Genomic DNA, 15960 nt, shown 5'->3' with positions numbered 1-15960 from the left:
CTCTCATCGGAAAATCGCGCTACGACGGCCGATAAAAGATGAGGAAAATAGTCATGAATATATCTCCGTTTTCTAATGGTCTGCGCAGCCTCGCCGTCGCGGCAACACTGGCGATTGCCGGCGGGTCGACCGCCCTGGCCGAGACGCTGAAGATCGAGCACAGCAGCGGCGTCACCGTCGTGGAGAAAAGCCCGAAGACGGTGCTGGTTTATGACTTCGGCATGCTGGAGACGCTGGATATGCTCGGCATTCCCGTTGCCGGCGTTCCTGGCTCGGCAATCCCGCCGTCGCTCGAAAAATACAAGGCGGATAGCTATCCGAAGATCGGCACGCTTTTTGAGCCCGACTACGAAGCCATCAACGCTGCTGAGGCGGACCTAGCGATCGTCGGGGGCCGTTCGCAGGCAAAATATGCCGAAGTCGCCAAGATCGCGCCGACGATCGATCTGACCTCTGACGACAAGGATCTCATCGGCAGCGTCAAGAAGAATGCCGAGATCCTTGGGCAGATCTTCGGCAAGGAAGCGGAAATCAAGGCCGGCGTCGACAAGCTCGACGCCTCGATCGAAAAGCTCCGCGGCATCGCGGCAGAGAAGGGCACCGGACTGATCCTGCTTACGACTGGTGGCAAGATCAGTGCCTATGGCAAGGGATCGCGTTTCGGCGTGCTGCATGATGTCTTCGGCATCAAGCCGGCCGATCCGGAGCTGCAGGTGGCCACCCATGGTCAGGCGGTTTCCTACGAGTACATCCTCGAGACCAACCCCGACTGGATCTTCGTCGTTGACCGCGATGCGGCGATCGGCCAGCAGGCGCAGCCGGCAGCGGCGCTGCTCGACAACGAACTGGTTCGCCAGACCAAGGCCTGGAAGGACGGCCATGTGGTCTATCTCGACTCCGCCAAGCTCTATCTGACGGCGTCGGGCCTGAAGTCGCAGCAGGACATCGTCGACCAGCTCACCCAGGCGCTTGAAAAGTAAGCACGGTTTCGGGCGATAGTGCTCGCCTGGTACGCGTGGATCGGAACGGCCGGGAAAATATCGTTCGCGGCCGTTTCATTTTTGGAGAGACAGGACAGGAGCAGATCATGCCGAAAGCGCCCAGCGGCTTCACCACGGAGCGGGCGTCCCGATACCTCCAGCGGATGTCGAAACATTTCGCGCACAAGGTAGCGGTCGAGTACACGGAGACGGACGCCGTGGCGGCCATGCCGGGCGGAGCACCGGCGCGGATGGTCGCGTATGGAGACCGACGGTGCTTCGTCGTTGAGGCTCCGGATGCCGAGGCGTTGCGGCGTGGCAAGGACATCGTCGAAAGTCACATCGTCCGTTTCGCTTTTCGGGAAGAACGGAAGGCACTCGTCTGGAGTGAGAGCGAAGACTGAAGAGGGTTTGGGGGAACGGCCCTTTCGAGGGCGCTGAGACTGTGGTTTTGATTAAAAAGGAGCCAACACCAAATACCCTTAGATCTTACGGTATTTTACTGGGGTTGGCTCCGTTCTTAAGAATATTCAATATTTTAACCTGATTTGTATTGCTTTCTTTAAAATACATTTCGAATTTTACGCTTTTTTAAAATTTCTTGACGGATCGAAATCCGCAATCGATCAATGTATTCTTTGTGTTTACTCAGGTTTACACGTACGCCACGCGCCGGGCTAAAAGGGAATGGCGGAGCAAAAGTCCTCCGGAACCCGGCTGCTTTCGTTCATACTCAGGAACGAAATGCCAATGTGACTCCGAATGTTGACATGCGGAAGATACCAATTCTGGTTAGTGGTTTGTAATTATTGACCGTTTACGGCGTAATCCGCGGCCCCAAGCCGTTGTTCTGGCGTGAAAATCCGCGCATGCCGGCGCAGCTGCAAGCGCCAGGAGGGCGGTTGTGTTCCCTCTTTTTTCGTGCGACCGGTCGGTCGGCATCACCCGAGACGAAGTTCGGTAGCCCGAAGGAAGTATTTTTAGGTATATCAGTCTTGAGAAATGGGTAGCCTGCGGCGGGAATACCTGAGCCGCTAATCCATTTTTCACAACGGCAGGGCTGTCTGTCGCGGAAATGGATGGGTCGCCAAAGGCGACGGAACAACGATTGCTGCCGCCTTGATGCTGCTTTTCGCGCTCCGATAAGCGGCCCGATCGCAGTGTAACCCAAAGATGGTTCGATTTATAACGATTTAAGAAGGCCCATGAAGTGCCTCTAATCCTTTTGGGTTGTTTCGTATTGAAGATCTTTACGTTACATTAGCTATCGCGAATTTTCCTGGGGCGGGAAGACGTCGTGATGCATAGTGGTTCCGAATAAATTTTCTGAAAGTATGGTGCGCCGCGGAAAACCGCAGCACCCATAAAAACAAATGGAAAAATCCTAGGAGGGCGTAATGTATCCTGGAAGCTCCAGCGTTGGTGATTTTGAAGAAAACAACAAGGCTTTGTCGCAAAAGAAAAAGATCGTCATGCTCGCCAAGATCGATCTGTTTGCCGAGTGCCTGATGCAGGCCGTCGGTTCACGGTTTCAAGGGCACGACATCGTCTGCTTTTCCGATCCGGACAATCTGTTGGACGGCAGTCTCGTCGATGTGACGTTGATCATGCTCTATCGGATGCCGGCCAAGTCCTTTCCAGCAATCCTGCGAACCATTCATGAGTTTCACCCCAAGACCTCGATCGGTCTGGTGGTGGAGAATGCCGATGAACTCGATCCGTCAATTGCCGGCTTCGTCGAAGAGCGCTTGATCCACGGGGTTCTGCCGTTGAACCTGAACCTGGACGTCTGCCTCGCAGCCATCGATTTGCTGATGAAGGGAGGCGAGCACTTCCCGGCCGCCTTGCTGCGGCGGCTTTCGCCAGAGCCCTTCGGCGCAAACAGCCTCTATGGCCGTCGGGGCGAGCTGTCCGGGCCGGGCGCGGCCGCAGGCTCGGGCCGGCGCAAGCGCGATGCCGGGCCTGATGGATTGACGACCCGCGAGGTTCAGATTCTCGACCTGATCTGCAAGGGAACGCAAAACAAGATCATCGCCGATCGTCTTGGCTTGTCGGAAAACACCGTCAAGGTTCACGTGCGCAACATTTACAAGAAGATGAACGTCCGCAACCGGACGGAGGCGGCATCGCGTTACTTCACCAATGATGCAGCGGCCGAACGGGGTAGCGACACACTTTCGTCGCGCTGGAAGAACTAAGTTCGGCGGCATCTGCCAAGTGAGCCCTTTTTCCTTTTCTGTGCCTCGACGCGGTCGAGAGCGCAGACGTTGGCGTTCGTCTGCGCATGAGGACGCGCCGGGTATCCCATGACCTGGTTTGTGGCGACGTGTGGTCGCCATGGCGAAAATCCTCGACCGGCATCGCGCGACCGTCTAACTCTCCCCTGGCAGCGGTAAGTCTCATCATGAGTTTATAATCATTTGTAATTATATTATGGTTAATAGAGAATTAAATGATTATGGACTTTAGCATAAATGTAGCTACCCGTAGTTATCTTCCATAATTATTCATTCCTATTTCAGATTATATTGTATCATTCCTTGTTGTTTTAGTTGACGTTCGATTAGTTATTTGATAGTTAGCTAATATTGAAAGTGAAGATAAGTAGATATGTGGACGAATTGTAGATTTCTTTTTATGTCGGGTTGTGCGTGAATTTGTAATAAAGAACAAATTCCTTATTATATTTTCGATAGGCAGCCCGTCTCCAATCACCATGAGGAATGGTGTGTACAATAATTGGAGGTGCGCATGCGAAAGGTCTCTCCGGGGCCGTTGTCTGTCGTCGGGCAGCGGGAGTTTCTAAAGAAGATTGCAGGAATACCAAGAAGAATACTAGTAACAGGCGGAGGCGGTTTTCTCGGTTCTCATATTTGCGAAAGACTTCTTTCTCTAGGTCATACTGTTATTTGTCTCGACAATTTTTCAACGGGACGGCATGAAAATCTCTCTCATTTGGTGCAGAATCCGCATTTCCACATCGTCGACCATGACGTTCGCAAACCCTACCTGATCGACGCCGACGTCATCTTCAACTTTGCTTCCCCCGCATCACCGCCCGACTATCAGGCCGATCCGGTCGGCACTCTCATGACGAACGTCCTTGGCGCGCTGCATGCACTCGAAAATGCGCGCGCCACCGGCGCCACCGTCATCCAGTCCTCGACTTCGGAAGTCTACGGCGATCCGCTCCTCAGCCCGCAGCGCGAGGTCTATTTCGGCAACGTCAATCCGATAGGTCCGCGTGCCTGCTACGACGAGGGAAAACGGTCGGCCGAAACCCTGTTCTTCGATTATCACCGTTCCTATCGGGTCAGGATCAAGGTTGCGCGCATCTTCAATACCTACGGTCCGCGCATGCGCCCGGACGATGGCCGGGTGATCTCCAACTTCGTCGTCCAGGCCCTTCTCGGTCGGGATCTGACGATCTATGGCGACGGGCAGCAGACCCGGTCCTTCTGCTATGTCAACGACCTGATCGACGGCTTTCTCCGGCTTTCGGTCTCGGCCGATGACTGCATCGGGCCGATCAACCTCGGCAATCCCGGGGAGTTCACCGTTCTCGATCTGGCGGAAGTGGTACGGTCTCTGACCGGTTCGCGCTCGCGCATCGTCCACCAGGCGGCGGCCGTCGACGACCCTCGTCAGCGCCGTCCCGATATCTCGCACGCGCGGACCGAGCTCGCCTGGGAGCCGAAGGTGGTGCTGCGTGACGGGCTCGAACGCACCATCGCTTATTTCGAGGAGCGCCTCAGCGCGGCCGAACGCGCAACGGCGGGAGAGGCCGTATGAGATGTCCCGCGTCGTGCTCGTCACCGGCGGTGCCGGCTTTATAGGAAGCCACACCTGCAAGCGCCTTGCCCAGAAGGGCTTCGCTCCCGTCGTCTATGACAACCTGTCGACGGGACATCGGGACAGCGTGCGCTGGGGTCCCCTCGTCGAAGGGGACCTTGAGGATACGGAGCGGCTGGCAACGGCGATCCGAACGCACCGTCCCGAATGTGTGATCCACTTTGCGGCTTCCGCCTATGTCGGGGAATCCGTCGAAGACCCGGGAAAGTACTACCGCAACAACGTCGCAGGCAGCATCACGCTGCTCGAAGCCTGCCGCGCGACCGGGCTGAGGCGCATCGTATTTTCCAGCTCCTGCGCCACCTATGGCGTGCCGCAGCGGCTTCCGATCACCGAGGATACGGATCAGTTTCCGATCAACCCCTATGGGCGCACGAAGCTGATGATCGAGCTGATGCTCGGCGACTATGCGCGTGCCTATGATTTCCGCTCCGTCGCGTTGCGCTACTTCAACGCCGCGGGCGCCGATCCGGAAGGACAACTCAGGGAGCGGCATGATCCGGAAACGCATCTCATTCCGCGTGCCCTGATGGCGGCGGCCGGCGAGATCGAAAGACTCGATATCTTCGGTGACGACTATGCGACGCCGGATGGAACCTGCATCCGCGACTACATTCACGTGACCGATCTCGCCGACGCCCATGTCGCCGCCGTCGACTATCTGCGTGATGGCGGCGAGGTGCTGCGCGCCAATCTCGGCTCCGGGCACGGGACCTCGATCCGGCAGGTTCTGGAAGCCATCGATCGGGTCACCGGGCGACGGGTTCCGGTGCGGCTGTTGCCGCGTCGTCCCGGTGATCCGCCGGTGCTCTATGCCGATAGCAGTCGGGCGCGGCAACGGCTGGGCTTCCGACCTACGTTGTCGGATATCGAAACCATCATCCGCACGGCGGCGCCGGGTTTCGGGCTGGAGGTGCGGCGATGAGCTGGACGGCCACAATCCATGGATTTCGGCACTATGTCGATCTCGCGGGTGCGCGGCATGTCCGGCCGCGTCTGACGGCGCTGTTCTCCGGGCGTTTGCAGATCCTGAACATGCTGGGCGTCACGGCGTGGTTCGCCGCCTTCGCGTACTTCTGGTGGTGGTGGCTCGATCCGGCCCATGTCATGGACTGGCCGTCCTATGGGCTGATTACCGTCGTTGTCGGGTGGATCACCCTGCTGCCGGTCTATTTCATCGCGATCTTTTCGGGCGCGAAGGTTGCCACAGCAAGTACGGGCCCGGTGCCACGCGGACGGATCGCGATGGTTGTCACCAAGGCGCCTTCCGAGCCATTTGCCGTGTTGCGCAAGACGTTGCAGGCGATGCTGGACCAGACCGGCTGTGACTTCGATGTCTGGTTGGCGGATGAGGATCCGTCGCCGGAGACGGCTTCCTGGTGTGCGGCCCACGGGGTCTTCATCTCCACGCGAAAGGGTATCGCTGACTATCATCGCGCTGCCTGGCCGCGCCGCACGCGCTGCAAGGAGGGAAACCTTGCCTATTTCTACGATCACTATGGCTATGACCGCTACGAGTTCGTGGCGCAGTTCGACGCCGATCACGTGCCCGAAGCCAGCTACCTCGTCGAGGTGCTGCGCCCTTTCAACGACCCGTCGGTCGGCTATGTCTCGGCGCCGAGCATATGCGACGCAAACGCCCCAACCAGCTGGGCGGCGCGTGGGCGGCTTTATGCGGAGGCGAGCCTGCACGGCTCCCTGCAGGTCGGATACAACAACGGCTGGGCGCCGCTCTGCATCGGGTCGCACTACGCCGTGCGCACAAAGGCCTTGAAGCAGATCGGCGGATTGGGGCCGGAACTCGCCGAAGATCATTCGACGACGCTGATGATGAACGCTCATGGTTGGCGTGGCGTCCATGCCCACAACGCCATAGCCCACGGCGACGGACCGGCGAACTTTGCCGATCTTGTGGTTCAGGAGTTCCAATGGTCGCGCAGCCTCGTCGCGATCCTGCTGAAGTACTCGCCGGCCTATGTGCCGAAGTTGCCGGCGCGGCTGCAGTTCCAGTTCCTGTTTTCGCAGTTCTGGTACCCGCTGTTTTCGTTCTTCATGGCGTTGATGTTCCTGATGCCGATCGCGGCGCTGTTGATGGGGCGGGCCTTCGTCGAGGTCGATTATCCCGATTTTCTGCTGCATTTCGCGCCCCTGTCGCTGGTTCTGGTCGTGCTCGCCTATTTCTGGCGTTCGACCGGTACGTTCCGGCCGCATGATGCGCGGGTGCTGAGCTGGGAGACAGTCCTGTTCCTGTTCGCGCGCTGGCCGTGGTCGCTGCTCGGCTGCCTGGCAGCGGTGCGCGACCATCTGACCCGCACGTTCGTCGATTTTCGCATCACGCCGAAGGGCGGCGGCGCGGCGGCTCCTCTGCCGCTTCGGGTGCTGACGCCCTATCTCGTGCTTTCCCTGATGTCGGCGCTCGCGGTCTGGCTCGTTTCCGATGCCGGAACGGCGCGGGGTTTCTACGTCTTTGCCGAGATCAACGCCCTAATCTATGCCGGGCTCGTGGTGGTGATCCATGTTCGACACGCCCGCGAGAACGGGCTGCCGCTCATGCCGCGTTCGACGATGACGGCGATAACGGCAGGTTCTCTGGTGCTGGTCTCGGTGCTCTCGGCCCAATCGGCCGTGCGCCACGGCGCCGAGGCAACGGAGGCCCTGTCGCATGGCCTGGGTTTCGTGACCTTCACCGAGGCGAAGTACACGGTTGCCGGCGCCGGGCATGGCACGAACCTCAGGATCGTTCGTTTCCATCTGCGGTGGAAAGGCTTTTCGCAGCCGCCCGAGAGCGGGGCGCGGATCGAACCTGTCGTATCACGAACCACCCCAAACAGTGTCGAGAGAAGGAGCATCAGTGCAACGATTGGAAGCCGGATGAGCGTCGGGGAAACGCGGGTCGGGGAAACGAGGACCACCAAGAAGGTCAGCCGATACTACGTGCCGTCATGACGGCGGCGCGCCGTCGAGTTTGTAATCTCCAATGTGAGGAGAAAGGCAATGAAAGGGTCCATAAAAGTCATGGTTGTTCCGCTGTTGCTGCCGCTTGCAGCCGCTGCGGTCTATCTGGGCGCCCAGCCGGTCAAGGCGAAGATGGAAGTCAAGCCGACGCCGCTCAGCGCTTATGAGGTCTACTCCCTCTATCGCAACAAGACCTGGCAATGGTCGACCGGCGGGGCACGCTTCACCGCGCATGACCGCAAGCTCGTGGCCTTTGTGGACAAGGGCAACGGCAACCGGTCCTTTGCCGAAGGCAACTGGTACGTCAGCGACCTCGGCATGATGTGCATGCAGGCCATCTGGACGACCGCGGCCAATGCCGGCGACGCACGGACCTGCTTCGGCCACGCCAGGATCGGCGACACGATCTATCAGCGAAAGGTGCCAAACGGCGAGTGGTATGTCTTCAGGCATGCAAAGCCCAAGCCCAATGATGCCTACTACAGCCTCGTCGCCCAGGACGACATCACAGCAAAGGCGTTGAATTTGAAGGAACAGTTCCTGGCCAAGAAATAGACGCCGCAGGAGGATGAAATGAAACGCAAATTGGCGTTCGCCCTATGCACTGCCCTAGCTCTACAGCTGGACTTCGGCAGCTTGGTATCAGCATTGGCGCAGGAGCAAGCCAATCCTGCGGGCAATGCCGGGCAGACCGAGACGATGATCGACAAACGTCCCGTCATGCACCCTGGCGGAACGAAATTCGGCGCCTACGATCCGCATGGGGATTTCGGCGCCCAAAGCGATGTGACGACCGAAGCCCTGTTCCTGCCCTGGGAGGACGTCGATCTCGCATCCTTGCAGACCGCTGACGAATACGCCCTTCAGCGCAATCGCAATCTGCTGATCACCATCGAGCCCTGGTCCTGGTCGCTCGACTGGAAACTGACACCAACGCAGCTTCGCGACCGTATGCTCAGGGGCGAGTATGACCCCAACATGGAAGCGATCGCCAAGGCGATCGCCGAACTGAAGAGCCCGGTCATCGTGCGCTGGGGCCAGGAAATGGAAGACACCTCCGGCCGCTTCTCCTGGGCTGGCTGGGAGCCCCAGGACTGGATCAAGGCCTACAGGCACGCGATGGACATCGTGCGCAAGAAGGCCCCGAAGGCGCAGATCATGTGGTCGCCGAAAGGACTGCCGAACCTCGAAGCCTATTATCCGGGTGACAAATATGTCGATCTCGTCGGGTTGTCGGTCTTCGGGTTCGAAGCTTTCGACAAGATCGAATACGGAGCGCCGAAGACCTTCGCCGAGGCGCTGAAGCCCGGCTACGATCTGGTGGCCAAGTACAAGAAGCCGATCTGGGTGGCCGAGCTCGGATGGCAAGGCAGTGAAACCTACATGCAGCCATGGATGAACGCAGCGACGCAACCGGATCCGCAGTTCCCCAATCTGGCGGAAGTCGTCTACTTCAACGATCGTGACGTGATCAATTGGCCGCATGACCTCGGTCGACCGAACTGGCGCGTCGTCAACGAGGTCACGAACTGAGATTGCGAACGGTGACACGCGCCGGCACGGGCGCGCTGAACCGCAAATATTTTGATCTATTGGATATTTATCCCTGTCTTGTATTCAGTCCAGGGATGGCAGGCGCAGCCTCGTGCCGGAGGATCGGAAAGGATCATCGACCACCGGCACCGAGGGATTGAGACGCCCGCACCGTATTGTTCACTGGCCCCATGGCCGCCGGTAGGCCCCTCGCCGGGAGGCGAGAGGCTCGATGCAACGCGGTATTTGGAGCGGCTTACTCTGCCGCCTGCGGCCCCAGTTCGCCGCGGCGAATCTGATCGGCTTCGATCGATTCGAACAGGGCGCGGAAGTTACCCTCGCCAAAGCCTTCGTCACCCTTGCGCTGGATGAATTCGAAGAAAATTGGGCCGATCACGGTCTTCGAGAAGATCTGCAAGAGGATCTTCGTCATGCCGCCGTTCACCACGCCTTCGCCGTCGATGAGGATGCCGTGCTTCTTCATCCGCTCGATCGGCTCGTCATGGCCGTGAACGCGGTCGTGCGACATGTTGTAATAGGTTTCCGGCGGGCCTGGCATGAACTTCAGACCATTGTCCGACAGCTTGTCGGTGGCATCGTAGATGCCTTCGGTGCCGACGGCGATGTGCTGGATGCCTTCGCCCTTGTACTTGCGCAGATATTCCTCGATCTGGCTCGTGTCGTCCTTGGATTCGTTCAAGGGGATACGGATCTTGCCGCAGGGCGAGGTGATCGCCCGGCTGACGAGGCCGGTGATGCGACCGTCGATGTCGAAGAAGTGGATCTGCGTGAAGTTGAAGAGTTCGCGGTAGAAGGCCCACCACTTGTCCATGTTGCCGCGATAGACGTTATGGGTCAGGTGGTCGAGATAATAGAAACCGACGCCCTCGGGCTTCGGATTGCGCTCCCCGGTCCACTCGAATTCGGCCTCATAGGCCGAGCCCTTGGCACCGTAAGTCTCGACGAAATAGAGCAGCGAACCGCCGATGCCGACGATCGCCGGGACATCGAGACACTTGTCCTTGCCTTCGTAGGGGATCGCGCCCTTCGAGACTGCATGCTCGAAGGCGTGCTTGGCATCGACGACGCGCCAGGCCATCGACGGGGCACAGGGGCCGTGCTCGTCGACGAAGCGCATGGCATGCGAGCCCGGCTCGGCATTCAGGATGTAGTTGATGTCGCCCTGGCGCCAGACCGTGATGTTCTTGGTCTTGTGCCTGGCGACCGGGCTGTAGCCCATGCGGGTAAAGAGCTCGGCAAGCTTTTCCGGTTCCGGATGGGCGAATTCGACGAATTCGAATCCGTCGGTGCCGGCGGGGTTATCAGCGGTAATCGTTGCCGGCGGGGCATCATGCGGGAAGGGGCCCATCGGAAGTCTCCTCTTATTCTTCCAAACTTAGCCGGAGTATGACGCAATTCTCATGCACAATGCTTGTATTCTTGCACGGTTTAGACAGAATGGTGCACGAAACATGCAATATTGCGTATTAGGATGCACGAATGGAGCAGCTTGACGGGTTCGATCTCAAGATCCTCAGCGAATTGCAGCGCGACGGGCATCTGACCAACAACGAACTGTCCGAACGCATCGCGCTCTCGCCGTCACAATGCTCGCGGCGGCGCACCCGGCTCGAAGCGGAAGGCTACATCACCGGCTATCAGGCGCAGATCGACAGGCAGAAACTCGGCCTCGATCTGATGGTGGTGATCTCAGTGACGCTCGCCACCCACAATCGCGACAATGCCAAGCGGTTCGGCAAGCTTGTCTCCAGTCTGCCGGAGGTGCTGGAGGCCTATGCGCTGACGGGCGAGATGGACTACCACCTGCGCGTGGTGACCCCTGACCTCGCGGGGCTCTCGCGCTTCGTCAACGACGTGCTTCTGCCGCACGACAGCGTGCAGCATGTGAAGACGTCCATTGTGCTCGAAACCCTCAAGAGTTTCGAGGGCGTGCCGATCCCGGAGCGGATGAAGGGCTGAAGCGTCAATCGTCGGCGACAGAGTTGCTCTCAGCCTTACCTATAGCCGTTTCCACCGCTTCCAGACCAGTGGCGAGCGCCCGCATGCCGGCTGGGCCGATCAGCATATCCAGCTCGGCCTGATAGCGGGCGGCAAGCTCGGTTAGCTCGGCATAGGCCCGAATGCCCATCTTCGTCAGTTCAAGATGCTCTATGCGGCGGTCGCCCTCGTCTTCACGGCGAGTGAGCCAGCGGCGCTTTTCGAGCGCGGCGACGGCGCGGCTGACCTTGGTCTTGTGCATGGCCGAGTGGCCCGCGACTTCGGTTGCCGTCATCGGACGACCAGTGCTGCCGAGGGCCGCGAGCGTGCGCCATTCCGGGCGGGTGAGCTGGTAGCGCGCCTTGTATTGGGCGGCAAAGCGCAATGCGACAAATTCCGCCGCGCGGTTCAGGCGATAGGGCAGGAAGGCATTGAGCTCGAAGCCATCGGCGGCCATTTTGGCGTCCTTGATAGTTACAAAATCGATAGTTACGATTGCAACTAATATGCCGAACGCGGCAATTTCGTCCACCTGGGAAAAGGTCGTCGCTGCGGTATTTGGGATTGCGCCGGACCTTTCGCAGGTCGCTTCGAGAACCCGAAGTGAGGCGCCATGAGGAGGAGGATCGATGATGCTGGACAAGGCAGGAAAACAGGCCGAGGCGCAGGTGAGGGCTGAGGAGGCGCTCAACTACATGCCCGGCTTCGGCAACGATTTTGAGACCGAAAGCCTTCCGGGTGCCCTGCCGCAGGGGCAGAACAGCCCGCAGAAATGCGCTTACGGGCTCTATGCCGAGCAGCTTTCCGGATCGCCCTTCACTGCCCCGCGCGGCACGAACGAGCGGTCCTGGCTCTACCGCATCCGCCCGAGCGTCCGTCACACCGGTCGCTTCAGCAAGATCGACTACCCGCACTGGAAGACGGCGCCGCATGTGGCCGAGCATTCGCTGGCGCTCGGCCAGTTGCGCTGGAACCCGCTGCCGGTGCCGGCGGAGAAACTGAATTTCCTTGAGGGCATCCGCACGATGACGACGGCGGGCGACGCGCCGACGCAGACCGGCATGGCGGCGCATGCGTATGCCTTCAACGCCGACATGGTGGACGACTACTTCTTCAATGCGGACGGCGAGCTCTTGATCGTTCCGGAAACGGGCGCGATCCAGGTCTTCACCGAACTCGGCAAGATGAATGTGGAGCCCTCGGAGATCTGCATCGTGCCGCGCGGCACCATGTTCAAGGTGACACGGCGTGGTGAGGAGAAGGTCTGGCGCGGATACATCTGCGAAAATTACGGCGCCAAGTTTACGATGCCGGATCGCGGCCCGATTGGCGCCAACTGCCTTGCAAACCCGCGCGATTTCAAGACGCCGGTCGCCGCCTTCGAGGAGAAGGAAACGCCCTGCCGCGTGCATGTGAAATGGTGCGGCGGCTTCCACGTGACCGAGATCGGTCACTCGCCGCTCGACGTCGTCGCCTGGCATGGGAACTACGCGCCCTATAAATATGACCTCAAGACCTATTCGCCGGTCGGCGCCATTCTCTTCGACCATCCGGATCCGTCGATTTTCACGGTGCTGACGGCACCCTCTGGCGAGGAGGGCACGGCGAACATCGATTTCGTGATCTTCCCGCCGCGCTGGATGGTGGCGGAACACACCTTCCGGCCGCCCTGGTATCACCGCAACATCATGAGCGAATTCATGGGGCTGATCTATGGCCGCTATGATGCCAAGGAGGAAGGCTTCGTGCCTGGCGGCATGAGCCTGCACAACATGATGCTGGCGCACGGGCCGGATGCATCAGGTTACGACAAGGCAACGAATAGCGAGTTGAAACCGGTGAAGCTCGACCATACGATGGCCTTCATGTTCGAGACCCGCTTCCCGCAGCAGCTGACCCGCTTCGCCGCCGAACTGGAGACGTTGCAGGACAACTACATTGACTGCTGGAGCGATCTCAAGAAGCGGTTCAACGGGACGCCGGAAGGCGATTGGTCTTGAGTTCACGCCTGGTTTTGCTCGGCAGCAAGGGTGGTCCGGCGATCCGGCCGGGCGGCCCGTGGCCGACGTCGTCTCTGCTTCAAATCGGCGGCCGGACTGTTGTCGTCGATTGCGCTCTCGGCGTCACCCGCGGGCTGACCAATGCCAGTGTCGCGCTGAAGACGCTGGACCTGATCGTCATTACCCATCTGCATTCGGACCATGTGCTCGAGCTCGGGCCGCTCATTCACACGGCTTGGACCGCGGGGCTATCGCAGCCGGTGCGCGTCTTCGGCCCCGCCGGCACCCGCGCCTACTGGCAGGGCTTCCTGCAATCGATGGCCTTCGATATCGACATCCGCATCGTCGATGAGGGCCGGCCGGATCTGCGCGCGTTGGTCGAGGTCATAGAGTTCTCCGAAGGCGAAATCTTGTCGGAGAGTGGCCTGACGCTCTCGGCGCTGCGCGTCGACCATCCGCCGGTTACCGATTGTTTTGCGCTTCGGTTCGACCATGCGGAAGGTTCTGTCGTGTTCTCGTCCGATACCGCCTATTTCCCGCCGCTTGCCGATTTCGCCAAAGGGGCCGACATTCTCGTGCATGAGGCGATGCTTGCCGAAGGCGTCGACCGGCTGGTGGCGCGCACCGGCAATGGCGCACGGTTGAAGGAGCATCTGCTGGCGAGCCACAGCTTTGCCGGAGAAGCGGCCGCGATCGCAACGGCCGCGGGCGTCGGCCGGCTGGTGCTGCACCATCTGATCCCTGCCGACGATCCCGAGATTTCGGAAACGGACTGGATCGCGGCGACCCGCAAAAACTGGGCGGGCGCCTTGACGATCGCCGCCGACGGCCTTGTTGTGAAGATTGCGGACGATTCGTCCGCCTAAGCGCGGTTTCGTCCGAAACTGCGTGAACAATGAAAAGATTGAGAGGGAGGACTGCATGAAACTGGCGACACTCAAGGACAGTACGCGCGACGGAAAGCTCGTGGTCGTCTCTCGCGATCTTACCCGCTGCTCGGAAGTGGGGCACATCGCCCGCTCGCTGCAGGCAGCGCTCGACGATTGGGCGCATGCCGGTCCGCGGCTTGCGCGCGTGGCGGAGGGAATCGAGACCGGCTCGCAGCCGACGATCCGCTTTCACGAGCACGACGCCCTGTCGCCATTGCCACGCGCTTACCAATGGGCCGACGGTTCGGCCTACGTCAATCACGTCGAGCTGGTGCGCAAGGCCCGCAATGCCGAGATGCCTTCGAGCTTCTGGACCGATCCGCTGATGTACCAGGGCGGCTCCGACAGCTTCATCGCACCGCGCGATCGGATCCCGCTTGCCGACGAAAGCTGGGGCGTCGACATGGAGGGCGAGGTTGCCGTCATCGTCGACGATGTGCCGATGGCTGCAACGATCGAAGAGGCGCGGGCGGCAATTCGTTTCATCATGCTGGTCAACGACGTGTCGTTGCGCGGCCTGATCCCGGCCGAGCTCGCCAAGGGCTTCGGCTTCTTCCAGTCGAAGCCGTCGTCTGCTTTCTCGCCGGTCGCCGTTTCGCCGGATGAGCTGGGTGATGCCTGGGACGGCGGCAAGCTGCATCTGCCGCTTTGCGTCGACCTGAACGGCAAGCCCTTCGGCCGCGCCAATGCCGGCGTCGACATGACCTTCGATTTTGCGCAACTGGTTGCCCACGCGGCCAAGACCCGGCCGCTTTGCGCCGGCACGATCATCGGCTCGGGCACTGTTTCCAACAAGCTCGATGGCGGCCCGGGCAAGCCGGTTGCCGAGGGCGGTGCCGGTTACTCCTGCATCGCGGAAGTCCGGATGATCGAGACGATCGCCGGCGGCGCGCCGAAGACCCAGTTCCTCCGCGTCGGCGATGTCGTGCGCATCGAGATGAAGGACAAGACCGGTCATTCGATCTTCGGCGCGATCGAGCAGACCGTCGAAGCCTACAACCGGGCCTGATACGGCCGACCTACAAGAACGGGCAAAGGCATGAGCGAGACCGTCCTCTACGATTACTGGCGTTCGTCGGCGAGCTATCGGGTGCGTATCGCGCTCAATAGCCTCGGCGAAAGCTATCGTTCGGTGCCGGTCGACCTGCTTGCCAAGGCGCACAAGGCGCCGGAGCATCTGGCCCGCAACCCGCAGGGGCTCGTGCCTGCCCTCGACATCGATGGCGAGCGTTTCACGCAATCGCTCGCCATCATCGAATATCTTGCCGAGACGCGAGTGGCGTCCGGCTTCCTGGCGGATGATGCCATCGGTCGTCAGCGGGTGCGCATGCTGTCCTATGCGGTTGCGATGGACATCCATCCGGTCTGCAATCTCGGCGTGGTTTCCTATGTCATGGCCAATGCGGAGGACGGCGAGGCGGCGCGGCGCAATTGGATGCGCAAGTTCATCGGTGAGGGGCTCGCTGCCTTCGAACGACTGCTCGATCATTCCGCGACCGGCCGTTTCTGTCATGGCGACAGCCCGACCATGGCGGATTTCTGCCTGGTGCCTCAGGTCTACAATGCCCGCCGCTGGGACGTGGATCTCACCGCTTGCCCGCGGGTTGTGGCAATCGATCAGAATTGCGCGGAGATCGAGGCTTTCGCCCGCGCGCACCCGGACCGCACGCCGCGCTAGAGCCGCGGGGCCTGAGAACCCATATCGTGCCGCCG

The 15960-nt window shown here is 60.1% G+C and carries 15 protein-coding genes; 13 read left to right on the top strand and 2 right to left on the bottom strand.

Annotated elements, in window-relative coordinates; all coding sequences use genetic code 11:
• Nucleotides 1-53 precede the first annotated feature (53 nt).
• The 8 genes from LAC81_RS16620 to LAC81_RS16585 all read left to right on the top strand — a co-directional run bounded on the left by LAC81_RS16620 (nt 54) and on the right by LAC81_RS16585 (nt 9320).
• Complete coding sequence (locus LAC81_RS16620) at nt 54-980, top strand: siderophore ABC transporter substrate-binding protein (RefSeq protein WP_223725691.1); 927 nt, start codon at nt 54-56, stop codon at nt 978-980.
• Nucleotides 981-1087: 107 nt separating this feature from the next.
• Nucleotides 1088-1384 (top strand): DUF2218 domain-containing protein, encoded by a 297-nt coding sequence (locus LAC81_RS16615; protein WP_223725690.1) that lies wholly within the window; start codon nt 1088-1090, stop codon nt 1382-1384.
• 993 nt (nt 1385-2377) lie between these two features.
• On the top strand, nt 2378-3178 hold the full coding sequence (locus LAC81_RS16610; protein ID WP_113535950.1) for a response regulator transcription factor: 801 nt from the start codon (nt 2378-2380) through the stop codon (nt 3176-3178).
• A gap of 553 nt (nt 3179-3731) precedes the next feature.
• Complete coding sequence (locus tag LAC81_RS16605; RefSeq protein WP_223725689.1) at nt 3732-4772, top strand: UDP-glucuronic acid decarboxylase family protein; 1041 nt, start codon at nt 3732-3734, stop codon at nt 4770-4772.
• A gap of 1 nt (nt 4773) precedes the next feature.
• The gene (gene galE / locus LAC81_RS16600; protein WP_223725688.1) at nt 4774-5757 is read left to right on the top strand and encodes a UDP-glucose 4-epimerase GalE; all 984 of its coding nucleotides are present in this window, start codon (nt 4774-4776) and stop codon (nt 5755-5757) included.
• Nucleotides 5754-7778, top strand: a complete 2025-nt coding sequence (locus LAC81_RS16595; protein ID WP_223725687.1) for a glycosyltransferase family 2 protein — start codon at nt 5754-5756, stop codon at nt 7776-7778. The genes galE and LAC81_RS16595 overlap by 4 nt, the downstream gene beginning before the upstream one ends.
• A gap of 48 nt (nt 7779-7826) precedes the next feature.
• Complete coding sequence (locus tag LAC81_RS16590; protein ID WP_223725686.1) at nt 7827-8342, top strand: DUF995 domain-containing protein; 516 nt, start codon at nt 7827-7829, stop codon at nt 8340-8342.
• Nucleotides 8343-8360: 18 nt separating this feature from the next.
• The gene (locus LAC81_RS16585) at nt 8361-9320 is read left to right on the top strand and encodes a glycoside hydrolase family 26 protein (protein ID WP_223725685.1); all 960 of its coding nucleotides are present in this window, start codon (nt 8361-8363) and stop codon (nt 9318-9320) included.
• A gap of 256 nt (nt 9321-9576) precedes the next feature.
• On the opposite strand, the gene hppD is transcribed toward LAC81_RS16585, so the two are convergent.
• Nucleotides 9577-10689, bottom strand: coding sequence for a 4-hydroxyphenylpyruvate dioxygenase (gene hppD, locus LAC81_RS16580; RefSeq protein ID WP_223725684.1), 1113 nt, complete (start codon nt 10687-10689; stop codon nt 9577-9579).
• Nucleotides 10690-10820: 131 nt separating this feature from the next.
• Here hppD and LAC81_RS16575 point away from each other — a divergent pair, with 131 nt between their 5' ends.
• On the top strand, nt 10821-11300 hold the full coding sequence (locus tag LAC81_RS16575) for an Lrp/AsnC family transcriptional regulator (protein ID WP_065375464.1): 480 nt from the start codon (nt 10821-10823) through the stop codon (nt 11298-11300).
• Between the two features lie 4 nt (nt 11301-11304).
• On the opposite strand, the gene LAC81_RS16570 is transcribed toward LAC81_RS16575, so the two are convergent.
• Nucleotides 11305-11775, bottom strand: a complete 471-nt coding sequence (locus LAC81_RS16570; RefSeq protein WP_223725683.1) for a MarR family winged helix-turn-helix transcriptional regulator — start codon at nt 11773-11775, stop codon at nt 11305-11307.
• Between the two features lie 175 nt (nt 11776-11950).
• Between LAC81_RS16570 and hmgA the strand changes: the two genes are divergently transcribed.
• From hmgA to maiA, 4 genes are read left to right on the top strand one after another with little or no spacing between them, the layout of a single operon-like run.
• Entirely contained in the window at nt 11951-13318 is a 1368-nt protein-coding gene (gene hmgA / locus LAC81_RS16565; protein WP_113535958.1) for a homogentisate 1,2-dioxygenase, read from the top strand.
• Nucleotides 13315-14184, top strand: coding sequence for an MBL fold metallo-hydrolase (locus LAC81_RS16560; protein WP_223725682.1), 870 nt, complete (start codon nt 13315-13317; stop codon nt 14182-14184). Before hmgA ends, LAC81_RS16560 begins: the two co-directional genes overlap by 4 nt.
• 55 nt (nt 14185-14239) lie before the next feature.
• Entirely contained in the window at nt 14240-15256 is a 1017-nt protein-coding gene (locus tag LAC81_RS16555; protein WP_223725681.1) for a fumarylacetoacetate hydrolase family protein, read from the top strand.
• Between the two features lie 30 nt (nt 15257-15286).
• The gene (maiA, locus tag LAC81_RS16550) at nt 15287-15925 is read left to right on the top strand and encodes a maleylacetoacetate isomerase (RefSeq protein ID WP_223725680.1); all 639 of its coding nucleotides are present in this window, start codon (nt 15287-15289) and stop codon (nt 15923-15925) included.
• Nucleotides 15926-15960 lie beyond the last annotated feature (35 nt).

The organism is Ensifer adhaerens (assembly GCF_020035535.1).
In the GTDB taxonomy this organism is placed as follows: domain Bacteria; phylum Pseudomonadota; class Alphaproteobacteria; order Rhizobiales; family Rhizobiaceae; genus Ensifer.
This window is presented reverse-complemented; position numbering and strand designations above follow the sequence as displayed.

What these genes read in the sequence shown, in the direction of transcription:
- LAC81_RS16620 (WP_223725691.1), top strand. Translation starts at nt 54, where the DNA reads ATGAATATATCTCCGTTTTCTAATGGTCTGCGCAGCCTCGCCGTCGCG.
- LAC81_RS16615 (WP_223725690.1), top strand. Translation starts at nt 1,088, where the DNA reads ATGCCGAAAGCGCCCAGCGGCTTCACCACGGAGCGGGCGTCCCGATAC.
- LAC81_RS16610 (WP_113535950.1), top strand. Translation starts at nt 2,378, where the DNA reads ATGTATCCTGGAAGCTCCAGCGTTGGTGATTTTGAAGAAAACAACAAG.
- LAC81_RS16605 (WP_223725689.1), top strand. Translation starts at nt 3,732, where the DNA reads ATGCGAAAGGTCTCTCCGGGGCCGTTGTCTGTCGTCGGGCAGCGGGAG.
- galE (WP_223725688.1), top strand. Translation starts at nt 4,774, where the DNA reads ATGTCCCGCGTCGTGCTCGTCACCGGCGGTGCCGGCTTTATAGGAAGC.
- LAC81_RS16595 (WP_223725687.1), top strand. Translation starts at nt 5,754, where the DNA reads ATGAGCTGGACGGCCACAATCCATGGATTTCGGCACTATGTCGATCTC.
- LAC81_RS16590 (WP_223725686.1), top strand. Translation starts at nt 7,827, where the DNA reads ATGAAAGGGTCCATAAAAGTCATGGTTGTTCCGCTGTTGCTGCCGCTT.
- LAC81_RS16585 (WP_223725685.1), top strand. Translation starts at nt 8,361, where the DNA reads ATGAAACGCAAATTGGCGTTCGCCCTATGCACTGCCCTAGCTCTACAG.
- hppD (WP_223725684.1), bottom strand. Translation starts at nt 10,689, where the DNA reads ATGGGCCCCTTCCCGCATGATGCCCCGCCGGCAACGATTACCGCTGAT.
- LAC81_RS16575 (WP_065375464.1), top strand. Translation starts at nt 10,821, where the DNA reads ATGGAGCAGCTTGACGGGTTCGATCTCAAGATCCTCAGCGAATTGCAG.
- LAC81_RS16570 (WP_223725683.1), bottom strand. Translation starts at nt 11,775, where the DNA reads ATGGCCGCCGATGGCTTCGAGCTCAATGCCTTCCTGCCCTATCGCCTG.
- hmgA (WP_113535958.1), top strand. Translation starts at nt 11,951, where the DNA reads ATGCTGGACAAGGCAGGAAAACAGGCCGAGGCGCAGGTGAGGGCTGAG.
- LAC81_RS16555 (WP_223725681.1), top strand. Translation starts at nt 14,240, where the DNA reads ATGAAACTGGCGACACTCAAGGACAGTACGCGCGACGGAAAGCTCGTG.
- maiA (WP_223725680.1), top strand. Translation starts at nt 15,287, where the DNA reads ATGAGCGAGACCGTCCTCTACGATTACTGGCGTTCGTCGGCGAGCTAT.